Below are 21,698 nucleotides of genomic sequence, written 5' to 3' on the forward strand. Positions count from 1 at the left end.
AAATGTAAAAACTTTAAATAGCAACATGAGAAAGGAGACTTGAATTTTGAAACGGTTTAAGTTTTATATGATTAGCGGTATTGTTCTTGTTTTATTAATAGTATGTAACTTCGTTGATAAGCCGATTGCGAAGGTTGAAGAAGTGAAGGATACTGTTATGATGAAGATAAATACGAAAGAGAAGATGGCACAGATTGATGGACAGACGATTTATTTTAAGCAAATTGGTGAGGGAAAACCGCCCTTACTTATGCTTCACGGATTCGGTGGTTCTTCAGATGGATTTAGTGATATTTATCCGGAACTCGCGGGAGACCATACGATTATCGCTGTTGATATTTTAGGATTTGGGCGTTCTTCTAAGCCGATTGATTTTCAGTATTCGTTTCCTGCGCAAGTGAATTTATATTATAAGTTAATGAAGAAACTTGGATATGATCAATTTGCGGTACTTGGTCATTCGATGGGGGGAGAGATGTCCCTTAATTTAGCGTACTTATATCCGGACGCGGTTACGCATCTTATTTTAGCGGATTCTACAGGGATTGAATCTTTCCAGCAAAAAGAAAGTTATGAAGTGACGCCACTATCGACGGACTTACAAACTGTAACAGAGATTACGGATTATAATAAAAATGAAGTGAAAAATAGTCGTGATGATAAAGAGCATTATGATCAGCTTACGAAAATGAGAGAGCGCCGCATTGCGATGGAAGCGGATAAAATTAAGGTGCCGACTCTAATTATTTGGGGTAGGCACGATAAGAGCGTTCCTTGGAATAATGGTGAGCTGTATCATCAGTTATTTGCAAATAGTACGTTTCATATTATTGAAAAAGGATACCACGCGCCGTTCCGTCAAGAGCCAATCGAGTTTATGGAATATGTACAAGCGTTCTTCGCGAAGAATCCACAATGAAAAATTTAAGCATAAATCCACTTCTTTCCTCATAGAGTGAAACTAATAAGGCTTGTCTAAGGAAAGGGATGAACGAAAGTGGAAATTTTACCATGGTGGATTTATCTTGTAATCATTGGGATTGTATTGAGTGGCTACATGGTTTTATATACTTCGAAAAAAGAGCAAGAGATGGATAACGATTTTATCGAAAAAGAAGGCGAAGTATATATGAAGCGCTTAGAAGAAGAACGAGAGAAACGTAATCAGGATAGCGATAAAGATTCGGTATTGCTTTAATAGAAATTTTTGAAGAAGAGAAAAGGATTTTGTTTCTCTTCTTTTTATTGTTCGGGAAATTATTATAGGAAAAAAACATGTGAAATCTGCATGACATAGAGTATGAAATGGCGCCATTATAAAGTGTAACGCACAAGTTGCACAGGCTATGCAACAATAACTAGCTTTACTCGTCATCATTTATTTGACCATACTAGACGTAGAGAGGTGATAAACACAGTATGATTTTTAGCGAACGCTTAAAAGAAGAAAGGGAAAAAAGAAATTGGTCGCAAAATGATTTGGCTGAAAAAATTCATGTAAGTAGGCAGTCTGTTTCGAAATGGGAGACGGGAAAGAACTATCCGAGCATTGAAATTATTATTCATTTAAGTGATCTGTTCGGTATTACGATTGATGAGTTATTGAGGAGTGATGAAGAGTTGACGCAAAAAGTAATTGAAGATAGTAAACAATTAGCGCATCCAAAATGGAAGGTGTTTTTTGATAGTCTATTTATGATGGGAGTATTTTTGTTTATTACAAAAATCGTTGTATGGATGTTAAATAAGTTTGCAGGAGCAAGCATTACAATTGTAGCAGATGCACCATATGTAATGAATTTTTTACCGCTCATACTGATGGTTATAGGTGGCATGGGATCTGATAAGTTGAAGAAAATATATAGGTAGAGGAAAGATTCGAAAGAAATTCCCCACACTAGCTGTTCTTTCTATTCAAATTGTGTACTATAAAGGATAGATAGGAAGGGGACATTTAGAATGGAATTTCATGAACAGAAGATTTTGCCGGCAGTGAGGCAAATTAAAGATTTGGAAAAGCTATTACATAGTTCGTATGAGTATATTGTTATTTTAGATATTCATGTTGGTCAATTGAAGAGTGTTGTGTCACTCGCGAAGCAGCATAATAAAAAAGTATTTTTACATGTTGATTTGATCCATGGATTACAAAGTGATGGGCATGCGACGGAGTTTTTATGCCAAGAATATAAACCGTACGGGTTATTATCGACAAAGGCGAGCGTAATTATGAAGGCGAAGCAAAAAGGTGTCGTCTCCATTCAACGCATCTTTTTAATTGATTCTAGCGCAATGGAAAAGAGCTGTAATTTACTAGAAAAGACGAAGCCGGATTATATAGAGGTGCTTCCTGGTGCGTTAACGGGTGTCATTGCTGAGGTGAAAGAGCGTACAGGTGTACCGATTTTAGCAGGTGGTTTTATTCGAACTGTAGAAGACGTTGAAAGAGCGTTAAATGCTGGTGCGACAGCAATTACGACATCGAAAAAAGAATTATGGAAACATTACCAAAAAAAGTGACGGAAATGTGAAAAAATTCTGTTGACACCGCTTTCATTAGAGGTTAACATTATAGACAAGTTAATAAACGTGACGGAGAAAAGAAGAGATCCACATTTTATTGTTTCTATATATTATATAGAAGCATGTAAGCTGTGGATCTTTTTCTTTTGAAAAAAAAACGAATGGCCATTCATTTTACCTCTATCGCATTTGAAAACGTTAAAATTGATAGTGGAGGGATACTATGTCAGCATTTTTAGGAGAGTTAATAGGGACTGCGTTGTTAATCTTACTTGGTGGCGGTGTTTGCGCTGGTGTAAGTTTAAAGAAATCGTTTGCGAAAGATTCTGGTTGGATTGTAATTACAATGGGCTGGGGCTTAGCGGTAGCGATGGCAGCGTATGCAGTTGGATCAATTAGTGGGGCACATTTGAATCCGGCTTTAACGATAGGACTTGCTTTTAAGGGAGCGTTCCCATGGAGTGACGTACCTATGTATATCGCAGCACAAATGATTGGGGCAATTATCGGGGCAGTTCTCGTATATTTACATTACTTACCACACTGGAAAGAAACAGAAGATCCAGGAACAAAGTTAGGCGTATTCGCAACAGGTCCAGCAATTCCGAACACATTTACAAACCTTTTAAGTGAAATGATTGGAACATTCGTTTTAGTATTTGGTATATTAGCAATTGGAGCAAATAAATTTGCAGATGGTTTAAATCCATTTATCGTAGGTTTCTTAATTGTAAGTATTGGTTTATCATTAGGTGGAACAACAGGATACGCAATCAACCCGGCTCGTGATTTAGGTCCGCGTATTGCACACTTCTTCCTTCCGATTGCAGGAAAGGGCGGTTCAAACTGGAAGTATGCATGGATTCCAGTAGTTGGTCCGATTCTAGGTGGATCACTTGCAGGATTATTCCATCAAGTTGTATTTGAAGGAAAACAAAATTCAGCACTTATTTATGTGATTATTGCAACTGTGATTGTACTAGCAATCTCTTATATGACAAGTAAAAAAAGTGAAACTACTACAAATAGTAGAAAAGTAGCATAGGGGGAAACTGATATGAAAAAATATATTCTTTCATTAGACCAAGGAACAACAAGCTCACGCGCAATTCTTTTCAATAAAGAAGGAAAAATCGTTCATTCAGCTCAAAAAGAGTTTACGCAACATTTTCCAAAGCCAGGCTGGGTTGAGCATAATGCACAAGAAATTTGGGGATCTATTTTAGCAGTTATCGCAACTTGCTTAAGCGAAGCAGATGTGAAGCCAGAACAAATCGCTGGTATCGGTATTACGAACCAACGTGAAACAGCGGTTGTATGGGATAAAACGACTGGAAAACCAATTTATAACGCAATCGTATGGCAATCTCGTCAAACAGTTGAAATTTGTGATGAGTTAAAAGAAAAAGGTTATAGCGAGATGGTTCGCGAAAAAACAGGTCTTTTAATTGATGCATACTTCTCTGGTACGAAAGTAAAATGGATTTTAGACAACGTTGAAGGTGCAAGAGAAAAAGCGGAAAACGGCGAGTTATTATTCGGAACAATTGATACATGGCTTGTATGGAAATTGTCTGGCGGGAAAGCGCACGTAACAGATTACTCAAATGCATCACGTACATTAATGTTTAACATTCACGACTTACAGTGGGATGATGAGCTTCTAGACATGTTAACAGTACCAAAGAGCATGCTTCCAGAAGTACGTCAATCATCTGAAATATATGGAGAAACAATTGATTACCACTTCTTCGGTCAAAATGTACCGATTGCAGGTGTAGCTGGTGACCAGCAAGCAGCATTATTTGGACAAGCTTGTTTCGGTGAAGGTATGGCGAAGAATACTTATGGGACTGGTTGCTTCATGTTAATGAACACAGGCGAAAAAGCAGTAGCTTCTGAGCATGGCCTATTAACAACAATTGCATGGGGTTTAGATGGTAAAGTGAATTACGCATTAGAAGGAAGTATTTTCGTAGCAGGTTCTGCAATTCAGTGGTTACGTGACGGAATGCGCATGTTTAAAGATGCGAGTGAGAGTGAAGTGTATGCTAGCCGTGTTGAATCAACTGAAGGTGTATACATAGTACCAGCATTCGTAGGATTAGGTACACCGTACTGGGATAGTGAAGTACGCGGCGCTATGTTTGGTGTAACGCGCGGTACGACGAAGGAGCATTTCATTCGTGCAACGCTAGAATCTTTAGCATACCAAACGAAAGATGTACTATGCGCGATGGAAGCAGATTCAGGTATTGAACTGAATACATTACGCGTTGATGGCGGGGCAGTTAAGAATAACTTCTTAATGCAGTTCCAAAGCGATATGTTAGACGTTCCTGTAGAGCGTCCAGTGATCAGTGAAACGACAGCTTTAGGTGCAGCATACTTAGCTGGTCTTGCGGTTGGGTATTGGAAAAACCAAGATGAAATTAAAGCGCAGTGGAATATGGATAAACGCTTTACACCGGCAATGGAAGCGGAAACAAGCGAAGAGCTATATGCTGGATGGAAAAAGGCAATTGAAGCAACTAAAGCTTTCAAATAATCATAAACAGTGTTATAATGATGACAAGTTAATAATTCGGTAGGAGATTTGGAGAGACCACAACACGCTATAGAGGCGAAATCTATAGCGGAGTTCGTGGTCTCTTTTTTCGTTATCAAAGGGAGGAATTACCATGAAATTTTCAAGTAAACAACGTAAAGACGTATTAAACGGAGTAAATAAACAAGAGTTAGATGTGATCGTAATTGGTGGAGGTATTACTGGTTCTGGTATTGCATTAGATGGGGCAACACGCGGTTTATCAACAATTGTGTTTGAAATGCAGGACTTTGCAGCAGGTACATCAAGTCGTTCAACGAAACTTGTACACGGCGGTTTACGTTATTTAAAACAACTTGAAGTGAAAATGGTAGCAGAGGTGGGGAAAGAGCGTGCGATCGTATATGAGAACGGTCCCCATGTAACAACACCAGAGTGGATGTTACTTCCGTTCCATACAGGCGGCACGTTCGGGTCATTTAGTACATCAATTGGTCTTCGTGTATACGACTTCCTAGCAGGTGTAAAACGAAGCGAGCGCAGAAAGATGTTTAACCGTGAAGAAACGCTAAATAAAGAGCCTCTTGTAAAACAAGAAGGATTAAAAGGCGGCGGTTACTACGTAGAATATCGTACAGACGATGCGCGTCTTACAATTGAAGTAATGAAAGAAGCGATTGAACACGGTGCGAAAGCTGTTAACTACGCAAAAGTAGACAGTTTCTTATATAAAGATGGAAAAGTATGCGGTGTACGTGTAATCGATTTACTAGACGGAGAAGTGTACGAAGTTTACGGTAAGAAAATTGTAAACGCAGCTGGTCCTTGGGTAGATACACTTCGTGAAAAAGATAACTCTAAAAAAGGGAAAGTACTTCAATTATCAAAAGGTGTGCATTTAGTAATTGACCAAAAACGTTTCCCATTAGGGCAAGCGATTTACTTTGATACACCAGATAAACGTATGGTGTTCGCGATTCCTCGCGAAGGAAAAACGTACGTAGGTACAACAGATACGTTCTATGATAAAGACGCAGCTGTACCGCACATGACAACAGAAGATCGCACATATATCATTAATGCGATTAACTACATGTTCCCAAGCGTGAAAATTACAGAAAAAGATGTGGAGTCAAGCTGGGCTGGTGTACGTCCGTTAATTTATGAAGAAGGTAAGAATGCATCTGAAATTTCTCGTAAAGATGAAATTTGGACTTCTGAATCTGGTTTAATTACAATCGCAGGTGGTAAATTAACAGGATACCGCAAAATGGCTGAAATGGTAGTAGACTACGTAACGAATCTATTACAAAAAGAAGGACATAGCGCATATCCGAAGAGCGATACGAAACATATGCCAATCTCTGGTGGTCATGTAAGTGGTTCACACGGATTCTCAGCATTTATCGCGAAAAAAGCAGGAGAAGGTACGAAATATGGTTTAACGACAGCTCAAGCTGAAGAATTCGCGAAATTCTACGGCTCTAACGTTGACGTACTGTTCGACTTAGCGAAAAAACATAAAGACGAAGCGAAAGAATACAACATGCCGTTAGATGTTCTTATCCCGCTTGTATACGCAATGGATTACGAAATGACAGCAAAACCAGTTGACTTCTTCGTACGCCGCAGAGGCGCTGTATTCTTCAACATCCACTGGGTATACGAGTGGAAAGAAGCAGTAATCAACTACATGGCTGCGAAACTTGGCTGGAGCAAAGAAGAGCAAATGAAATACACAGCTGAACTAGAAAAAGCATTAAGAGATGCTGTAATTCCTGTAGATCAACAAGAGCAGGCAGCTGCGTTAGCGTAAAATAGAGAACCACCTGAAGGGGAGCCTTTAGGTGGTTTTCTTTATGGTTTATTTTTCTAACTATGTTGCATAGCGACATATGTTGTTATACGATGTATGTAAGGAGGTGGTATTGTTGGACAAAGAAATCTTGAAGGGAAGTATAGATATTTTATTACTTTCTATCATTGCAAAACGTGATACATATGGATATGAAATAGCCCAAAGTTTAAAGGATGCAAGTGAAGATTTGTATAGTATGGGGCAGGGAACTTTGTATCCAGCTTTAAAGCGATTAGAAAAAAAGGAATTTCTTGAATCTTATTGGAATCAATCTGAGAATGGGTTGAAAAGGAAATTTTATACTATTACAAGTAAAGGGAAAAAAGAATTGCAGAAGAAAGTGAACTCTTGGGAGCGTGTAACATCATTAATTCAAACTTGTCAGAAAGGAGTTATTTATGAGTGAATTTGATGAGTATATTAAGTCCATTTTAGCTTATTCAGAACTTAGTAATATTGAACAGGATGAGCTATTTCTAGAAATATATGATCACTTGAACAGCTTGAAAGAAGAATATATGGAACAAGGTATGAATGAAAAAGAAGCGGTGTATAAAGCGATTCAAAGTTTTGGCGAATCAAAAGTTATTGGTTTAGGGATTAATCAATCGGTATACGAAGTTCCTAGACCATTAAAGATATTATCAAAAATTTTATGTATTCCTTATATAATGATTTGTTTTATTGTCTTTTTGGGAACATTTATTTCAACTTCTACATTTGACTCTATTCGTAGTTTGACAGGTGGAACTGTCTATCGTCCTCTTGAATTTTGGCAGCAATTTTTACATATATCTGATTTAGAAACGTTATTACAACTTTTTGGAATAACACTTTGGCAAATTAAAGATTTTATTGCGCATCCGGGTCTGTGGGGGAACTCAACTTATTGGTTAATCGTTTTACAACATATAATATTGTTAGTTCCATTTGGATTTTTGGTTCCAGTGTTGATTAATAAAGTGACGAACTATAAGAAAGCTTGTAAGTGGTATGTTATGACCTTTCTTGTTTGGGAGTTATTACATTTACTAACTTTATCTGATGTTTTTGATGTGTGGCGGATTGCTATAAATATGCTCGGTGCATCGATAGGATATCTTTTATTTATAAGCATGATACAAATGGATAATAAATTTAGGGTTATGCGCAAGAAGATATTTGAAAATTAACTTGCTATCATGTAGTTAAAATTATATACATTTAGTTCGGTGGTAATAGAGTATCACTGAAAACATAGGTATTATGTATTGATCCGATTTTTTATACTCGTAATAGGTGTTGTTAGTTGTCTATTCATACTGTTATGAAACTACTGCATAATCCGTCTTTATTGGCACCATAAATGATGATAGCGTCGGAATGAAATACACAGCTGAACTAGAAAAAGCATTAAGAGATGCTGTAATTCCTGTAGATCAACAAGAGCAGGTAGCTGCGTTAGTGTAAAATAGAAAACCACCCGAAGGAGAGTCTTTAGGTGGTTTTTTTATGGGCTATTCAGATGTTTGTGGATTCATTATATGACGTTTCTAGGGTGGGGCGTTTGAATCATAGCCATCTTTATAAGGGTGAAATTATTAAGAACGTAGAGATTGAATTGGATGATTAGATGTGGGAATGTATCAATCCTAATATGGGCGGATGAAAATCAAACAAAAGTGTTAGTTAAATTAAAAAAGCAGTTAGCTTTTGCTAGCTGCTTCACTCCCTAGAGAGTGTCCGTTATATAATTTAGATAAAGATACTAGCTATTAAAAATATAGCTCCTATCAAAATTAGAGAATCAAATAAAATCAGGAACTGGCTTCTCTGTGGCTTTCGAAATTCCTTTATTAAGCTAAAAACTGCACTCATTCCGAAACAGATGTATAACAAAATCATTATTGTTTCTGACACACTTAACACTCCTAATATATTGATAATTTAATTATACAACGAAAAACAGATGCATGTAAGTTTTTGACAAAATTCTTATTTGGAGTGATTTTATAAATAGAATTTAATAAAAAAACCCCTATCCTTAATAAGGATAGGGAAATGGTATAACAGCTTTTAGGAAGCTTATATTTAATATACTAAAAGAGTAAAAAAATGTATTTATGTAAAATTTGGTAATTGTTGTTGGTGAAATGAAAACAAAATTGTTGTTTGAGAGGAAGGTAGAATAATGGGATATTCCACGAGGCAAATTCGATGTAATTGCGGAAGCGATGGCAAATGACCTGCAATTTATAGATAATCTACTTAATTTTACGGATGATCACTTTGAAACATTTGCAGACAACTACTGGGACGGATTTTAAAACAAAAATGCTATTTTAGTAGGAAGAGGAGAATATGAAGCCGAGAGTTAGACTATGATGGCGTGTATAAAACTTGAAATAAAGGTTTAACAAAACGGTATGAACATTACTATCCGTATTTTTTTATGTATTTATAAAACTTTTCCATAGAGTGCGTCGTCTAATATATGGGAAGGAGGAAATGATGTGGATGAATTAACGGTAGAAGCGTTTGAAATAGAAGATAAGGAGGACCTTATCGACGAAATAATGAACAAGTATGGACAAGAAGTCTTACAGCTTGTGTACTCATATGTGAATAATAAAGAAGTTGCGGAGGATTTAACGCAAGATATATTTGTGAAATGCTATAAATCTCTTCATACATATAAAGGAAATTCGAACTTAAAAACATGGTTATGGAGAATCGCAATTAATCATTGTAAGGATTATATAAAAAGTTGGTATAACAAAAAGGTAATCGTTACAGAGGATGAATTTGCTTATATTGAGGTTCAACATGATAGTGTCGAGCAAACAGTTATTCAAAATGCAGAGGATAGTAGGCTTGCTTCTGCAGTAATGAATTTACCGATAAAATATCGAGAAGTGATTTATCTATTTTATTATGAAGAATTATCAATTAAAGAGATTGCGATTGTAATAGAAGTGAAGGAAAATACGATAAAAACTAGACTGAAAAAAGCGAAGGAGCTTTTGAAGAAAGGATTGGAGGAATAATCAAATGGAAGATCGATTAAAAGGCCTACGAAAATCAATGGAGAATACAACTTTTAAACATTTGAGTTTTTCTGATCAGCATCGAAAACGGGTGCGCGAAAAAATCAATCAATCGTCCGAAAAGGAAGAAGATATCCTTTTAGCAGTGTTGCAACTTCTTATGAATGAAAAAACGGGTTATGAATTGATGCAGTTACTGAGGGGGAGAGGGATTCAAAAATTCGAAGGCGATGAAGGGTCTCTATACACTTTATTACATCGTCTAGAACAGAATCGCTTTATCCAATCTAGCTGGGATCACGCGGGAGCTAAATATTATCAATTAAATGATAAAGGAAACAAGATGCTGCGAAAGGCAGAGAAGAATGCTACGAAGGCACGATTTATATTAAAAGGCTTAGTACAGGAGTGAGGCGGAATTGAATAAAAAAGGGGAGCGTTTTTTAACGGAAGTTACCAATCATATTAAATCAAAAGAAGCAAAGAGCTTTGTGGCTACTGAACTAGAGTTTCACTTAAAACAGGCGAAGAACACGTGGATAGAAAAAGGATTAAGTGAGGAAGTTGCTGAAGTCAAAGCTGTTGAACAAATGGGAAGTCCGGTCAAACTTGGGCAAGAACTTAACAAACTTCATAAGCCAAAGGTTGATTGGTTCCTAATTATTTTATTAGTGACTGCTATGGGGCTAGGATTTCTGCCAATTATAGCTTTTGGACATACGAATGATTTACTAATGAATAAGGTGATTTTTGTTATTCTCGGCATTGCAACAGCTTTTGGGATGATGCTGATCGATTATCGGAAATTAGAGAGACTTGGATGGCTGTTTTATACAATCGGAGTACTTATTCTGTTAATGATAAAATGTTTTCCGAATGCTTTCATGAATGGAGAAGCGTTAATACAAATTAATCCCATCGCAATTGGATGTTTAATGGCAGTACCATTCTTTCTGTTAGCTTGGGCTTCTTTTTTTAATAACAGTAGATTAAAGGTAAGGCACCTTCTGATTTTGTACTTATTTTCTTTGTATTTATTTTTAACTGTATCGGTTCTTGCGCCAATTTTCATCTATGTCACGATGGTATTCGTTATGCTTTGGTGGAGTAAGTTAGGAAAGAAAAAGGCATTGATTATTACAATTGTACCAATTTGTTTATTTATTATCAGAGTATTCTATTCCTGGTCCTCAGTAAAAGAATACCGGATGGCCAGAATTTTAGGGTATTTAAGTCCAGAGCGTAATGCGGATGGTCCAGGATTTATGTATATGCGTTTAAAAGAGGTAATGTCGTCAGCAGGTTGGTTTGGTACATATGGAAATGTGAAGTCTATCCCTGCTGCCCATACTGATTTTGTATTTGCAAGTTTGACTTACTATTATGGGTATGTGCTTGCGCTAATTCTTGTCTTCGTTCTTTCTCTTTTTGTAGCAAGGATAATGGTCATATCTTATAAAATAAATGATCGGTATGGTAAATTGCTTCTCGTTGGAGGAATGACTCTTTTTGTAGTCCAGTTTATTTATAACGTTGGTATGATCATAGGTTTATTACCGATTGCTTCTATATCCTTGCCTTTTATTAGCTATGGATTGATACCAACTCTGTTTCACGCATTTTTAATGGGTATTGTGTTAAGTGTGTATCGACGTAAAGATATGTCATTTAGAATGAAAAAAACACCTTGATAATCATCAAGGTGTTTTTGTTATACATTTAAAACTCTCCGAATCAGCCCCAAGTACAAAAGGACTAACCTCACCAACGCTATAAAGCTGCAATTCATGCATCGCGCGCGTACAAGCAGTGTAGAACAATCTACGAAGGCTTACATCACTGTACACATCTTTAGAGGCATTGTAAATAATGACAGCGTCAAATTCGATACCCTTCGCTAAATAAGCAGGAATAACGACAATGCCTTGCTCATACTCGGCTGAGTTACTTTTCACAAGTTTAATATTCTCGATATGACTGAGTGCTTCGTAGGCAGCGGCACTTTCGGCTGCGGATTTACATATAATTGCGATCGTATTGTGCTGTTGTTCTTGTAGTTCAACAACTTTGGAAGTAATACAATTATGCAGTTCGTTGTAATCAGAAACTTTCGTTACTGTAGGTTTCTCGCCGTCACGTTCAAAGGCGTTAATGTTCTTTCCTTCCGGTACGAGATAGCGTGTAAATTCAATAATCGGTCTTGTTGAGCGATAGCTACGAGTTAAGTTGATGCCGTTTGTTTCGTCTGGCCCGTATAAGCTAGTAAGTGTATTGAAATTAACCGTTTCCCTCGCATGAGCGAATATCGCTTGGTTAAAGTCTCCGAGTACCGTCATTTTTGCGGCAGGGAAGAGACGTTTTAAAAACTCGAATTGAAACGGAGAATAATCTTGTGCTTCGTCGACGAGTACGTGTTTAATCGATCTGTTCGTTTGGAAGCCTTCAATTAATTCTTTTAAAAGTAAAAATGGAGTCGCATCCTCGTAATATAGCTTTCCTTCATTAAGCATGTTTACCGTTAATGAGCAAATGTCGTCCCATTCTTTAGGTTTTTCTCCAGTAACCCATGATGAATTTGTGAAGAGTTGTTTATATATGCCTGTGAAATTGATGAAGCGTAGCGTTTGAACGCCTTTACGAAGTGGCTTTAATTTTTTGCGGACAATCATACGTCCGAGTACTTTCGTTTCTTTTTCATAATCATTAAAGGAGTTGTCGTCAAACTCGCCCTTTTTCTGTAAATATTTATAAGCCTTTTGATATTCATCTTTACTAAGTAGTTCAATTTCCTCTTCTACCCAAGGTTTTTTCAGTTCTGCTTTTTCGATTGCATCTATTTGTTTATTTAGCCAATCCGTTAACTTTTCAATTCTATTATGGAAACGGAGGGAGGAGTCTGTATTGTAAAATTGCTCTGAGATTTCTTTAGCAGAGGCAATCAGTTTTCCTCTAAACTTCATTCCTCTAAATAACATGCCTGAAGATTCAAGCGATTGTCTGTACGTTCTAATCATATCGAAAAATTGAGTAGATGCTTTAAATCGAATGCTCGCATTTCTAGTTTTATAGGCAGGGCTATTCGTTTCAGTTAGCATATATTCTAGTTGTTCATAAGGGTCTTCAACGTCAAATGACTTGCTTAGTCTATGGTTTAAATATTCCTGGAATGTAACTTGCTGCATATTCTCTTCACCGAGTTCAGGTAGTACGTTAGACACGTAGCTGTTGAACATGGAGTTAGGGGAGAAGAGAATGATTTGATCCGCTTTTAGCCATTCACGATATTTATATAGTAAGTAGGCGATTCGCTGCAATGCAGCTGATGTTTTACCACTACCAGCAGCGCCTTGAACGATAAGTAGTCGCCCTTCATCGTGACGGATAATTTCATTTTGCTCGCGCTGGATAGTAGCAACAATACTTTGCATATGTTTGTTTGTACCTTTTCCGAGCGCTTGTTGCAGGATTTCATCTCCAATTGTGAGGCTCGTATCGAACATGGAATCAATCTCGCCATTTTGAATAATATATTGTAATTTTTTCTCCACATTACCGCGGATTACGCCTCCTGGTGTACTGTACTCAGCTGGTCCGGGTGGATAATCGTAGTAGACACTTGAAATGGGTGCGCGCCAATCGTATATAAGAAAGTTTTCTCCGCTTGCATCGGTAAGGGTAGCCACCCCGATATAAATTTGTTCTGCACCAACTTCTCCTTCTTCTTTGAAATCGATTCGTCCGAAGTAAGGTGCTTTATGCATACGGCGTAGTGCGGCAAGTCGATTAAAGGTGTGCTTATGGGTAATTTGTGTTACGGCTAGTGACTGAGCTTGTTGTCTTAAGTTGATAACTGTTTCAAGATAATCGTCAAAAGTATCAGTGTTAACTTTTACATCATCCCAGAAGTGTTTACGAATGTTGATTACTTCTGCCCGGCGTCTGCCAGTTTCGCTTTCCAGTTTATCAATTTGCTCCGTAATCGTTTCTATTACGGTATCCAAGCGTTTTTGCTCTTGATCAAGTTTTTTGTTCATACGGTAAGCACTCCTTTAAAAGTGAAAAATAGAGGTTGACTGAAGATGTGTTTTGTTGTACAATTAAGATACGGATAAATACATTCTCTTATTTTTTAAGAATGCGTTTCTGTACTAATTTAACATAGTTTTTTAATTTAATCAATGATAATAAGATAAACCTTGGTTCCGCATGTGGTGGAATCGAGGTTTTTTGTTGTTTTTTAAGAGGGAAGAGCGATCATTGTCAGTTTTTGTCGGTAAGTCGATATAATTGAAAAATCGCTGATATAATTAGATCCGCAGCTGATTGATCCGGAGAACGGATCATATAATTTCATTTACCGAATCTGAACGTAATGTAACGCAAGGAGAGGGCATACAAAAAAAGCTCGGGCTTAGCCCGAGCTTTTCATTATTTCTTTTCGTCTTTTTTAGCGTCAGCTTTTGGTTCTTCGAAAAGATCTTTCAAATCTTTATCGTCAACTTTTACGTCAGCTTTTTTGATTTCTTTCATCATAAGATCGTTCATGAATTGAGCATCTTGTGCTTTCTTTTGAACAAGTTCTTTTTTGATGTCGCCTTTTACTTCATCAAATGGTTTTTGTTCTTTAATATCTGTTACTTTAATGATGTGGTAACCGAATTGTGATTTTACAGGTTCGCTTACTTCATCTTTTTTCATTTTATAAGCTGCGTCTTCGAATTCTTTAACCATTTTACCAGCTGTAAAGTAGCCAAGGTCTCCGCCTTTTTCTTTTGAACCAGTATCTTCAGAGTATTGTTTCGCTAACTCTTCGAAAGATTTACCTTGTCCAAGCTCTTCTTTAACCTTTTTCGCAGTAGCTTCATCTTTTACAAGAATGTGGCTTGCTTTAATTTCAGGCTTGTAGTTTTCTTTTAGTTCTTTATCAGTGATTGTTTTTTCAATCGCTTGTTCTTGAGCTAATGAAGCGCGAACGCCATTTTTAACTGTTTCTTCTTTAAGACCTTGTTGTTTCATTAGTGTATCGAATTGGTCACCGACTTGCTTTTTCATTTCATCGTACTTTTTGTCCACTTCTTTGTCATCGACTTTGTAGTTTTTAATAAGTACTTTTTCCATAACCATGTTATTTAGTACTTGTTTACCAGCTGTTTGTTTCATTTGAGTGTAGAACTCTTCTTTAGTGATGTCACCAGCTTTAGATGTAACAACTTTGTCTGATGATGATGATGTTCCACATGCTGATAATGCGATTACACTTGTTGCGGCTAAGGCAAGCATAGCTTTCTTCATTCAATAAACACTCCTACTATTATGTATTTTTAATTTATCCCGTACAAATGAAGAAACGCCTTATGATAGGTTATTTTCGTTCATAAGAACCTGATTAAGTCTCACTGATGTCTTTGCTTTTTTTATATGTAAAAGCACGCTTAACAGGGCTTACCTAGGCTTTAGGATAAAGTTTAGATGCGTGTCGTTTATTTCATAGTATAAGCAATATGTACAAAATTTAATATATCATATTTCGACGAGTTTTCCTATTGATAAAGAAATTTTAACCAGTTTGTGTCAGATTTTGAAAGGGTACCATATTGGGCGAATGCCGCATATATAGAAAAGAGGAGGGGATGGGGGATGAATTCTCAACTTATTTTATTACTTGTACTGTTTATTTTATTGGTTATAGTAGGTATAATTTGCTTATAGAGGAAAAAAATGAGGAAGGGGCTTTCCTTCCTCACTTTCCATGAAATATAATTTCTATATAACTAGAAATTAATAGAATGGTAATACATACATTAATAACTCGAAAGACACCGGGCTGGCGGCTCGCAGATATTTGTTTTCGCTCACACAGTGTATGTGTCATGAAATTCGTGTAAAATATAACAAGAAGTGCGAATGCAACAAAAACAACGGTTATAAGAGTCATGAGGCGAGACCTCCTTTTGGCTAAAATACATATACTTTATATATTGTATCATACGATATTTTGTTCGTGTTACAAAATTCAGAAATAGAAGACTTTGTGTTAGGAAGCGAGGGAGAAAATGGACGTTGTAAGAAGACTAGAACAAGCTGAATATTACGTAGACCTACTATTTAAAATGATTGATGAAGAAAAGTGTCCATTTTATTCTTTAATCATAAAGAAAAAAGCTCGTAAAAAAGACATTGAACGTATACTAAAACTTTGTGAAAAACTGAACGAACAATATGTAGTGGAGAAAGCAGAAGGCCTACTATTGTTTGATGCGTTATTAGATCAATTTGAAAAAGCGCTTCCACATCAGCTCGAAGTACACGAAACTGCGGAAGCGCTAGCAAAACAAGGTTTATTTAAGCCACTTATGAATGAATTCTTACGCATGATTGCGAAAAAATAAATAGATTATTTCTTAACTAACTTTTGATCGGATTCCGTAAAGTTCTCCTCGATATCTTCTAATGATTTCTCAAAAATATCGATGAAGTCTTGTCCGTAAATATTACGAAGGATTGCAATCAGTTCGATATTTTCTGGGAACTTACCGTAAAAATTACGAAGTTCAAGTGCCCCATTAAAAACAGAATTATTTTCAGGATCATACTCCTCCATTAAGCAAAGTAGTAATTCTTCCCCTTTGTCTGTAATTTCAATGTACGTATTTCGTTTATCATCTTCTTTTTTTGAGAATACAAGATAGCCGCGTTCTTCAAGCTTTTTAGAGAAGTTAAACGCTGTTGAGACGTGCATAACTCCAAATTTAGCAATCTCAGAAATAGAAGCCCCTTTTAAATGATAAGCGATGGTTAAAATGTGATGCTCATTAATGTTTAAATCGTAAGGTTTAATCCACTGTTGCCAATCTTTCTCTACGCATTTCCATAACGCTTTCGATAATTGAGCAATACGTTGGCTGAAAATCATCGCTTCTTTTACCGAGTAATTTTTTTCTCCACTTTTCATTTACTCACCCACTTTAACATTCTTTTTTCATTATTATCTATTATGCCAGTAAAATAAAAATTAATAAAGTCTTTTTGTGAGAATTGTGAAAATTTTTCGGAAAAACAACATTCTATACAAATCATGCATAACTATGGAAGCGTTTTATGAGTCAAGAATACATGTGTTTTCTTTACATGTTAAGAGATAACATATATTGTAAATGCATAAAAACACGGCATATCTATGTGATATGCCGTGTTAAGGTCAATTCGTGTGAAAAATATTTGTTATATGCAAAAAACTAAGCAGGAATATGTTTACGCTTTTTCTGGAACGGCTTCTTGTAGTTTCTCAATTGACTTTTGAATGTCTAAAATTTCTTTTTCAATATGTCGTTTGTTTTGAGAAATATCTTGTTTCCAGTTAGAAAGCGTGTCTTGCATATCGTCTTTTAGTTCTTGAAATACTTCTTTACCTTCTGAAGCAGTTTCAACGATTTGGCGCTTTAATAATTTTGTATCAGCTGTAATATCAGCTAATGTCTTTTTAATATCAGTTCCTTTTTCTTTCAGCTTACCGCGCATAGCTTTACCAGAAGAAGGAGTTGAGAAAAGAACGGCTATTCCAGCAACTGCTCCGCCGCAAAGTACACCTGTAATAAAGGATTTAGCTTTTGACATAAAAGGAAACCTCCTTATTTTTCGTTCGTATTCATGATGTATAAAAGTGTGCATATCTTTAAGACAAGGGGAAGAAAAGTGAGCTTTTCTCTCTCTTGTACATGCTATGCACAAAAAATCATATCCCCGGCATTTTTTGTGAAGAAACAAGCCATACAATAAATGCCAGAGGAATCGGCTTGATATGTATTACTTCTTATTATAGTGGCACTATTTCACACTATTTGCAATTGTGCTTGCGATGTTTTGTAAATTTTCCATTGTATATTCATTTTGGTGTGATTTCCAAACAGCACCGAAACCATCGTTTTCACCGTAGCGTGGAATTAAATGAAGGTGGAAGTGGAATACAGTTTGTCCAGCTTTCTCGCCGTTATTGTTAAGTAGGTTGAAGCCAACTGGATTAAATTCTGCTTTCATTGCATTTGCGATTTTTGGAACGACAGCAAAAATATGTGATGCGATTTCTGGCGTTAACGCAAAAATGTCTTGTTTGTGAACTTTCGGAATAACAAGAGTATGTCCTTTTGTTACTTGACTAATATCTAAAAATGCAAGTACATGTTCATCTTCGTATACTTTTGAGCAAGGGATTTGCCCGTCAATGATTTTACAAAAAATACAATTGTCCGCTGTATGATTCATCGATCTCATCCTTTCAAATAGTCTTAGCCGTATTTTACCATAATTACATAGGAGAACAAACACGAAAAACAGGAAGCTGACTCAGCTTCCTGTTTTCTGAAGAGGGATTGAAAAAGCATTTTTTATAATTTACGGTTCGCAGACACCTCATTTATATAAGAAATGCACGGTAAATCGGCTAAAGTTTCTGCCGTAGACACCCCATTTTCAAGTGAAATGAATTGCAATCTTTTTAAAAATGAAATTGTTTATTTTTTAAAACAGTATATGCTCTTTCGGAGACACCCCGTTTCGAAAATGAAACAAATTATCTGGTTATGTGTAAATTTCATTGTCCAATTTGGACACCCCATTTCATGATGACTTCACTATGTTGTTGTACTCATCAATTGGTGGTTGCTTTTTCAAGTGTGTTCCTTCTTCACTAATTATGATGTCCGCTTTCGTAAAAATATATGCGAAGAAATTTAAATTTTTTTTTGGAGACATCGATACTATGTAGTGCACCATGATTTTTGGTAAGATGAATATATACATTTCTTACAAAAGAGAATGAATATAAATGAAGAAAGTGGTGTCGTATGAGCGAGTTATTGCGTGTAGAAAATGTTACAGGAGGATATACGAAACGACCTGTACTGCAAAATGTTTCGTTCTCTGTTAATAAAGGCGAACTTGTCGGCTTAATCGGTTTAAATGGAGCCGGGAAGAGTACGACAATTAAACATATCATCGGTTTAATGGAGCCGAAAAAAGGAACTGTCACAATTAACGGAAAAACAATTCGTGATGATATGACAGCGTACCGTTCTAGTTTCTCCTTCATTCCAGAAACGCCAGTATTATATGATGAGTTAACGTTAGAAGAGCATTTGAAATTAACAGCGATGGCGTACGGTGTAGATGAAAAACAGTACGAAGAACGTGTAGGACAACTATTACAAGAATTTCGCATGAAAAATCGCTTGAAATGGTTTCCGTCTCATTTCTCAAAAGGGATGAAACAAAAAGTGATGATTATGAGTGCATTTTTAGTTGAACCATCACTGTACATTGTGGACGAACCTTTCGTCGGGCTTGATCCGTTAGCGATTCAATCACTTCTTCAAATGATGGATCAAATGAAAAAAAGTGGTGCGGGCATCTTAATGAGTACACATATTTTAGCGACAGCAGAGCGCTATTGTGATTCATTCATTATTTTGCATCAAGGTGAAGTGAGAGCGATGGGAACATTATCAGAACTTCAATCACAATTTAACATGCCTGGTGCAACGTTAGATGATATTTACATTGCACTAACAAAGGAAGAAGATTATGAATAGCACAGCGTTATGGAAAGAACGATTTCGGCACTTTCTAAAAGAAGTTCGTACATATAGTAAATACGTATTTAATGATCATTTGAAATTTATTTTCGTATTTATCATCGGCGCAGGAGCGTATTATTACCAGCAATGGTTACAAACGTTAACACCATCGTTTCCGACAGCGGTCGTTATGGCAGTTTTACTTGGCCTCGTATTAACAGCCGGATCCATACAAACGCTATTAAAAGAAGCGGACCTTGTGTACTTGCTGCCAGTTGAAGAAAAGTTAAAGCCTTACTTTACAAAGGCATTTCTCTTTACGTTTATGATTCAGTTATACATAATCGCAATGGTAGCCGCTGCGCTTGCCCCGTTATACTTCCAGCAAATGAAGCAAACAGGAGCGGCTTACATATGGATTGTAATCGCGTTCGTCATTGTAAAAGCGTGGAATTTATTCGTAGCGTGGGAAAAATCATTTTTAACAGATCAAAGCGTTCAAAAAGCAGATTGGTTCATTCGCTTTATCTTAAACGGCTTATTTGTGTACGTCCTTGTAGAACGTACTTCAGTTATTTTTACCGGTGTAATTGTTTTTCTTATGGCGCTATACCTTGCTGTTATGCATCAAAAGGTGAAGGGAAAGCCGCTAAACTGGGAGTATTTAATTTCTGAAGAAGGTAAAAAAATGATGCTGCTGTACCGCATTGCGAATATGTTCGTTGATGTACCAGCGTTAAAAGAGAGAGTATCACGTAGGAAATGGCTTGATTTCATTCTTTCGATAATTGGTGAGAACCGTACATATTTATACTTATATACGAGAACGTTTTTAAGATCAGGTAACTATTTCGGCTTATATATGCGTTTACTCGTTCTTGGAGGAGTCATTCTTTACTTCATCCCATTTTTATATGGACGTTTTATCGTAAGTCTTATTTTCTTATACTTAATCGGCTATCAGCTATTAACCCTTTGGAAACATCACCGCATGAAAATTTGGCTTGATTTATATCCAGTAGGGGTAGACGAGAAGAAGAACGATTTTCTTACTTTATTAAATGCGATTCTCATCATCGGTAGCGTTGTATTTACAGTTATATTTGCACTTGCGACGAAAGATTTCATAATGACCGGCATTTTATTTGTCGTAAGCATATTATTTAGTATTGGTTTCGTTTATCAATACGGTGCGAAACGCATTGAGCGTTTAAACTGAAGGGAATGAACCTATGATTACATATGAAGAGAAGGTTATAAAAGAATTGGAGCAGTGGAAAGCTACATTCATGAAAGATTCTTCTATGATGACACGGTTCTCTAAAAAAGTGCAGGTGAAAGTGCAGCAACTAGTGCCGGCGAAAGTGCAAAAGGTACTAACAGAAACGATTCGGATGATGGTACAAACAATTAGTGCTGGATCAAACTTCATAAAACCGAAGCTAAAAGAAACGAACTGGTCACTGCAAAGACGAGACGATGAAGTACGTAAAAAAATGGATGAGTACAAAAAAGTCGCAGCGGCAGAAGGAGCCGGAACGGGAGCAGGTGGTATTCTCCTCGGTCTTGCTGATTTTCCGCTTCTACTTACCATTAAAATAAAATTTTTATTTGATGCAGCAACATTGTACGGATTTGATACGAGTAAAAAAGAAGAGCGCCTTTTTATTCTTCACGTTTTCCAACTTGCTTTTTCGAGTGATGACCATAGAAAAGAAGTATGGAAAGCAATTGAAACGTGGGATACAGAAGAAGAAAATCATATGGACTGGGAAAAGTTCCAAACAGAATACCGAGACTATATTGATTTAGCAAAAATGCTTCAGCTTGTCCCAATCATCGGTGCCCCGGTCGGCGCGTATGCGAACTATCAATTATTGCAAAGGCTTGGGGAAGTGACGATGAATTGTTATCGTATGCGCTTGCTTAATAGAAATTAATTTGCTTTATAAAAAAGAAGGCATCCTAAATTACACATTTAGGATGCCTTCTTTTTATTTATATTTATTATTCCCTGACGAATGAAGGAATGGAGCGCAGTCCCTATAATATATTTACGGAAATCTTATTAAACCATAACAATATCTTTACCACCTCTAATCAATTACTTATAAGTGGGGTCTCGCTACATCGCCATCAACTTAAGAAATTGGCATTTCCCCATATCGAAAAAA

General features: G+C 36.5%; 22 protein-coding genes. 16 read left to right on the forward strand and 6 right to left on the reverse strand.

The window, feature by feature from the left end:
* Positions 1-46: 46 nt before the first annotated feature.
* The 12 genes from NSQ47_RS00125 to NSQ47_RS00180 all read left to right on the forward strand — a co-directional run bounded on the left by NSQ47_RS00125 (position 47) and on the right by NSQ47_RS00180 (position 11,646).
* Entirely contained in the window at positions 47-919 is an 873-nt protein-coding gene (locus tag NSQ47_RS00125) for an alpha/beta fold hydrolase (protein WP_341035769.1), read from the forward strand.
* A 78-nt stretch (positions 920-997) separates the two neighbouring features.
* Complete coding sequence (locus NSQ47_RS00130; RefSeq protein ID WP_002064098.1) at positions 998-1,198, forward strand: sporulation YhaL family protein; 201 nt, start codon at positions 998-1,000, stop codon at positions 1,196-1,198.
* Positions 1,199-1,419: 221 nt separating this feature from the next.
* The gene (locus NSQ47_RS00135; RefSeq protein WP_016104077.1) at positions 1,420-1,869 is read left to right on the forward strand and encodes a helix-turn-helix domain-containing protein; all 450 of its coding nucleotides are present in this window, start codon (positions 1,420-1,422) and stop codon (positions 1,867-1,869) included.
* Positions 1,870-1,959: 90 nt separating this feature from the next.
* Positions 1,960-2,520: a glycerol uptake operon antiterminator GlpP gene (glpP, locus tag NSQ47_RS00140; RefSeq protein ID WP_000394293.1), complete on the forward strand. Its 561-nt coding sequence runs from the start codon at positions 1,960-1,962 to the stop codon at positions 2,518-2,520.
* A 226-nt stretch (positions 2,521-2,746) separates the two neighbouring features.
* Positions 2,747-3,568, forward strand: a complete 822-nt coding sequence (glpF, locus tag NSQ47_RS00145; RefSeq protein ID WP_002159020.1) for a glycerol uptake facilitator protein GlpF — start codon at positions 2,747-2,749, stop codon at positions 3,566-3,568.
* Between the two features lie 12 nt (positions 3,569-3,580).
* Positions 3,581-5,071 (forward strand): glycerol kinase GlpK, encoded by a 1,491-nt coding sequence (glpK, locus tag NSQ47_RS00150; protein ID WP_002201498.1) that lies wholly within the window; start codon positions 3,581-3,583, stop codon positions 5,069-5,071.
* Between the two features lie 133 nt (positions 5,072-5,204).
* Entirely contained in the window at positions 5,205-6,887 is a 1,683-nt protein-coding gene (glpD, locus tag NSQ47_RS00155; RefSeq protein WP_070128066.1) for an aerobic glycerol-3-phosphate dehydrogenase, read from the forward strand.
* 115 nt (positions 6,888-7,002) lie between these two features.
* Positions 7,003-7,335 carry a PadR family transcriptional regulator gene (locus NSQ47_RS00160; protein ID WP_002159017.1) on the forward strand — a complete coding sequence of 111 codons (333 nt, stop codon included), beginning with the start codon at positions 7,003-7,005 and terminating at the stop codon, positions 7,333-7,335.
* Entirely contained in the window at positions 7,328-8,101 is a 774-nt protein-coding gene (locus NSQ47_RS00165) for a VanZ family protein (protein WP_341035772.1), read from the forward strand. Before NSQ47_RS00160 ends, NSQ47_RS00165 begins: the two co-directional genes overlap by 8 nt.
* Positions 8,102-9,421: 1,320 nt before the next feature.
* A complete protein-coding gene (locus tag NSQ47_RS00170; RefSeq protein ID WP_002202885.1) occupies positions 9,422-9,955 on the forward strand; it encodes a sigma-70 family RNA polymerase sigma factor in 534 nt (177 codons plus the stop codon).
* Positions 9,956-9,959: 4 nt separating this feature from the next.
* Positions 9,960-10,367 (forward strand): PadR family transcriptional regulator, encoded by a 408-nt coding sequence (locus NSQ47_RS00175; protein ID WP_002159014.1) that lies wholly within the window; start codon positions 9,960-9,962, stop codon positions 10,365-10,367.
* 7 nt (positions 10,368-10,374) lie between these two features.
* Complete coding sequence (locus tag NSQ47_RS00180; RefSeq protein ID WP_341035775.1) at positions 10,375-11,646, forward strand: FtsW/RodA/SpoVE family cell cycle protein; 1,272 nt, start codon at positions 10,375-10,377, stop codon at positions 11,644-11,646.
* Between the two features lie 6 nt (positions 11,647-11,652).
* Here the strand turns inward: NSQ47_RS00180 and helD are convergent, their stop codons facing one another.
* The 3 genes from helD to NSQ47_RS00195 form a co-directional block, all read right to left on the reverse strand.
* Complete coding sequence (gene helD, locus NSQ47_RS00185; RefSeq protein WP_341035777.1) at positions 11,653-13,989, reverse strand: RNA polymerase recycling motor HelD; 2,337 nt, start codon at positions 13,987-13,989, stop codon at positions 11,653-11,655.
* A gap of 394 nt (positions 13,990-14,383) precedes the next feature.
* Entirely contained in the window at positions 14,384-15,247 is an 864-nt protein-coding gene (prsA, locus tag NSQ47_RS00190) for a peptidylprolyl isomerase PrsA (protein WP_002159010.1), read from the reverse strand.
* A gap of 448 nt (positions 15,248-15,695) precedes the next feature.
* A complete protein-coding gene (locus NSQ47_RS00195; protein ID WP_000172692.1) occupies positions 15,696-15,890 on the reverse strand; it encodes a hypothetical protein in 195 nt (64 codons plus the stop codon).
* A gap of 118 nt (positions 15,891-16,008) precedes the next feature.
* On the opposite strand from NSQ47_RS00195, the gene NSQ47_RS00200 reads away from it, so the two are divergent.
* Positions 16,009-16,344: a DUF1878 family protein gene (locus NSQ47_RS00200; protein WP_002150076.1), complete on the forward strand. Its 336-nt coding sequence runs from the start codon at positions 16,009-16,011 to the stop codon at positions 16,342-16,344.
* 5 nt (positions 16,345-16,349) lie between these two features.
* On the opposite strand, the gene NSQ47_RS00205 is transcribed toward NSQ47_RS00200, so the two are convergent.
* The 3 genes from NSQ47_RS00205 to NSQ47_RS00215 form a co-directional block, all read right to left on the reverse strand.
* Entirely contained in the window at positions 16,350-16,907 is a 558-nt protein-coding gene (locus NSQ47_RS00205; RefSeq protein ID WP_002159009.1) for an HTH-type transcriptional regulator Hpr, read from the reverse strand.
* A 299-nt stretch (positions 16,908-17,206) separates the two neighbouring features.
* Positions 17,207-17,569 (reverse strand): YtxH domain-containing protein, encoded by a 363-nt coding sequence (locus tag NSQ47_RS00210; protein WP_002159008.1) that lies wholly within the window; start codon positions 17,567-17,569, stop codon positions 17,207-17,209.
* 210 nt (positions 17,570-17,779) lie between these two features.
* Complete coding sequence (locus NSQ47_RS00215; RefSeq protein ID WP_001016832.1) at positions 17,780-18,214, reverse strand: HIT family protein; 435 nt, start codon at positions 18,212-18,214, stop codon at positions 17,780-17,782.
* Positions 18,215-18,795: 581 nt separating this feature from the next.
* On the opposite strand from NSQ47_RS00215, the gene ecsA reads away from it, so the two are divergent.
* From ecsA to ecsC, 3 genes are read left to right on the forward strand one after another with little or no spacing between them, the layout of a single operon-like run.
* A complete protein-coding gene (gene ecsA, locus NSQ47_RS00220; RefSeq protein WP_105586545.1) occupies positions 18,796-19,539 on the forward strand; it encodes an ABC transporter ATP-binding protein EcsA in 744 nt (247 codons plus the stop codon).
* Positions 19,532-20,743, forward strand: a complete 1,212-nt coding sequence (locus NSQ47_RS00225; protein WP_070128071.1) for an ABC transporter permease — start codon at positions 19,532-19,534, stop codon at positions 20,741-20,743. Before ecsA ends, NSQ47_RS00225 begins: the two co-directional genes overlap by 8 nt.
* A gap of 13 nt (positions 20,744-20,756) precedes the next feature.
* Entirely contained in the window at positions 20,757-21,464 is a 708-nt protein-coding gene (gene ecsC / locus NSQ47_RS00230) for an ecs operon protein EcsC (RefSeq protein ID WP_002030211.1), read from the forward strand.
* Positions 21,465-21,698 lie beyond the last annotated feature (234 nt).

Origin of the sequence: Bacillus sp. FSL R10-2780, from assembly GCF_038006125.1 — a bacterium.
Classification (GTDB): Bacteria; Bacillota; Bacilli; order Bacillales; family Bacillaceae_G; genus Bacillus_A; species Bacillus_A cereus_U.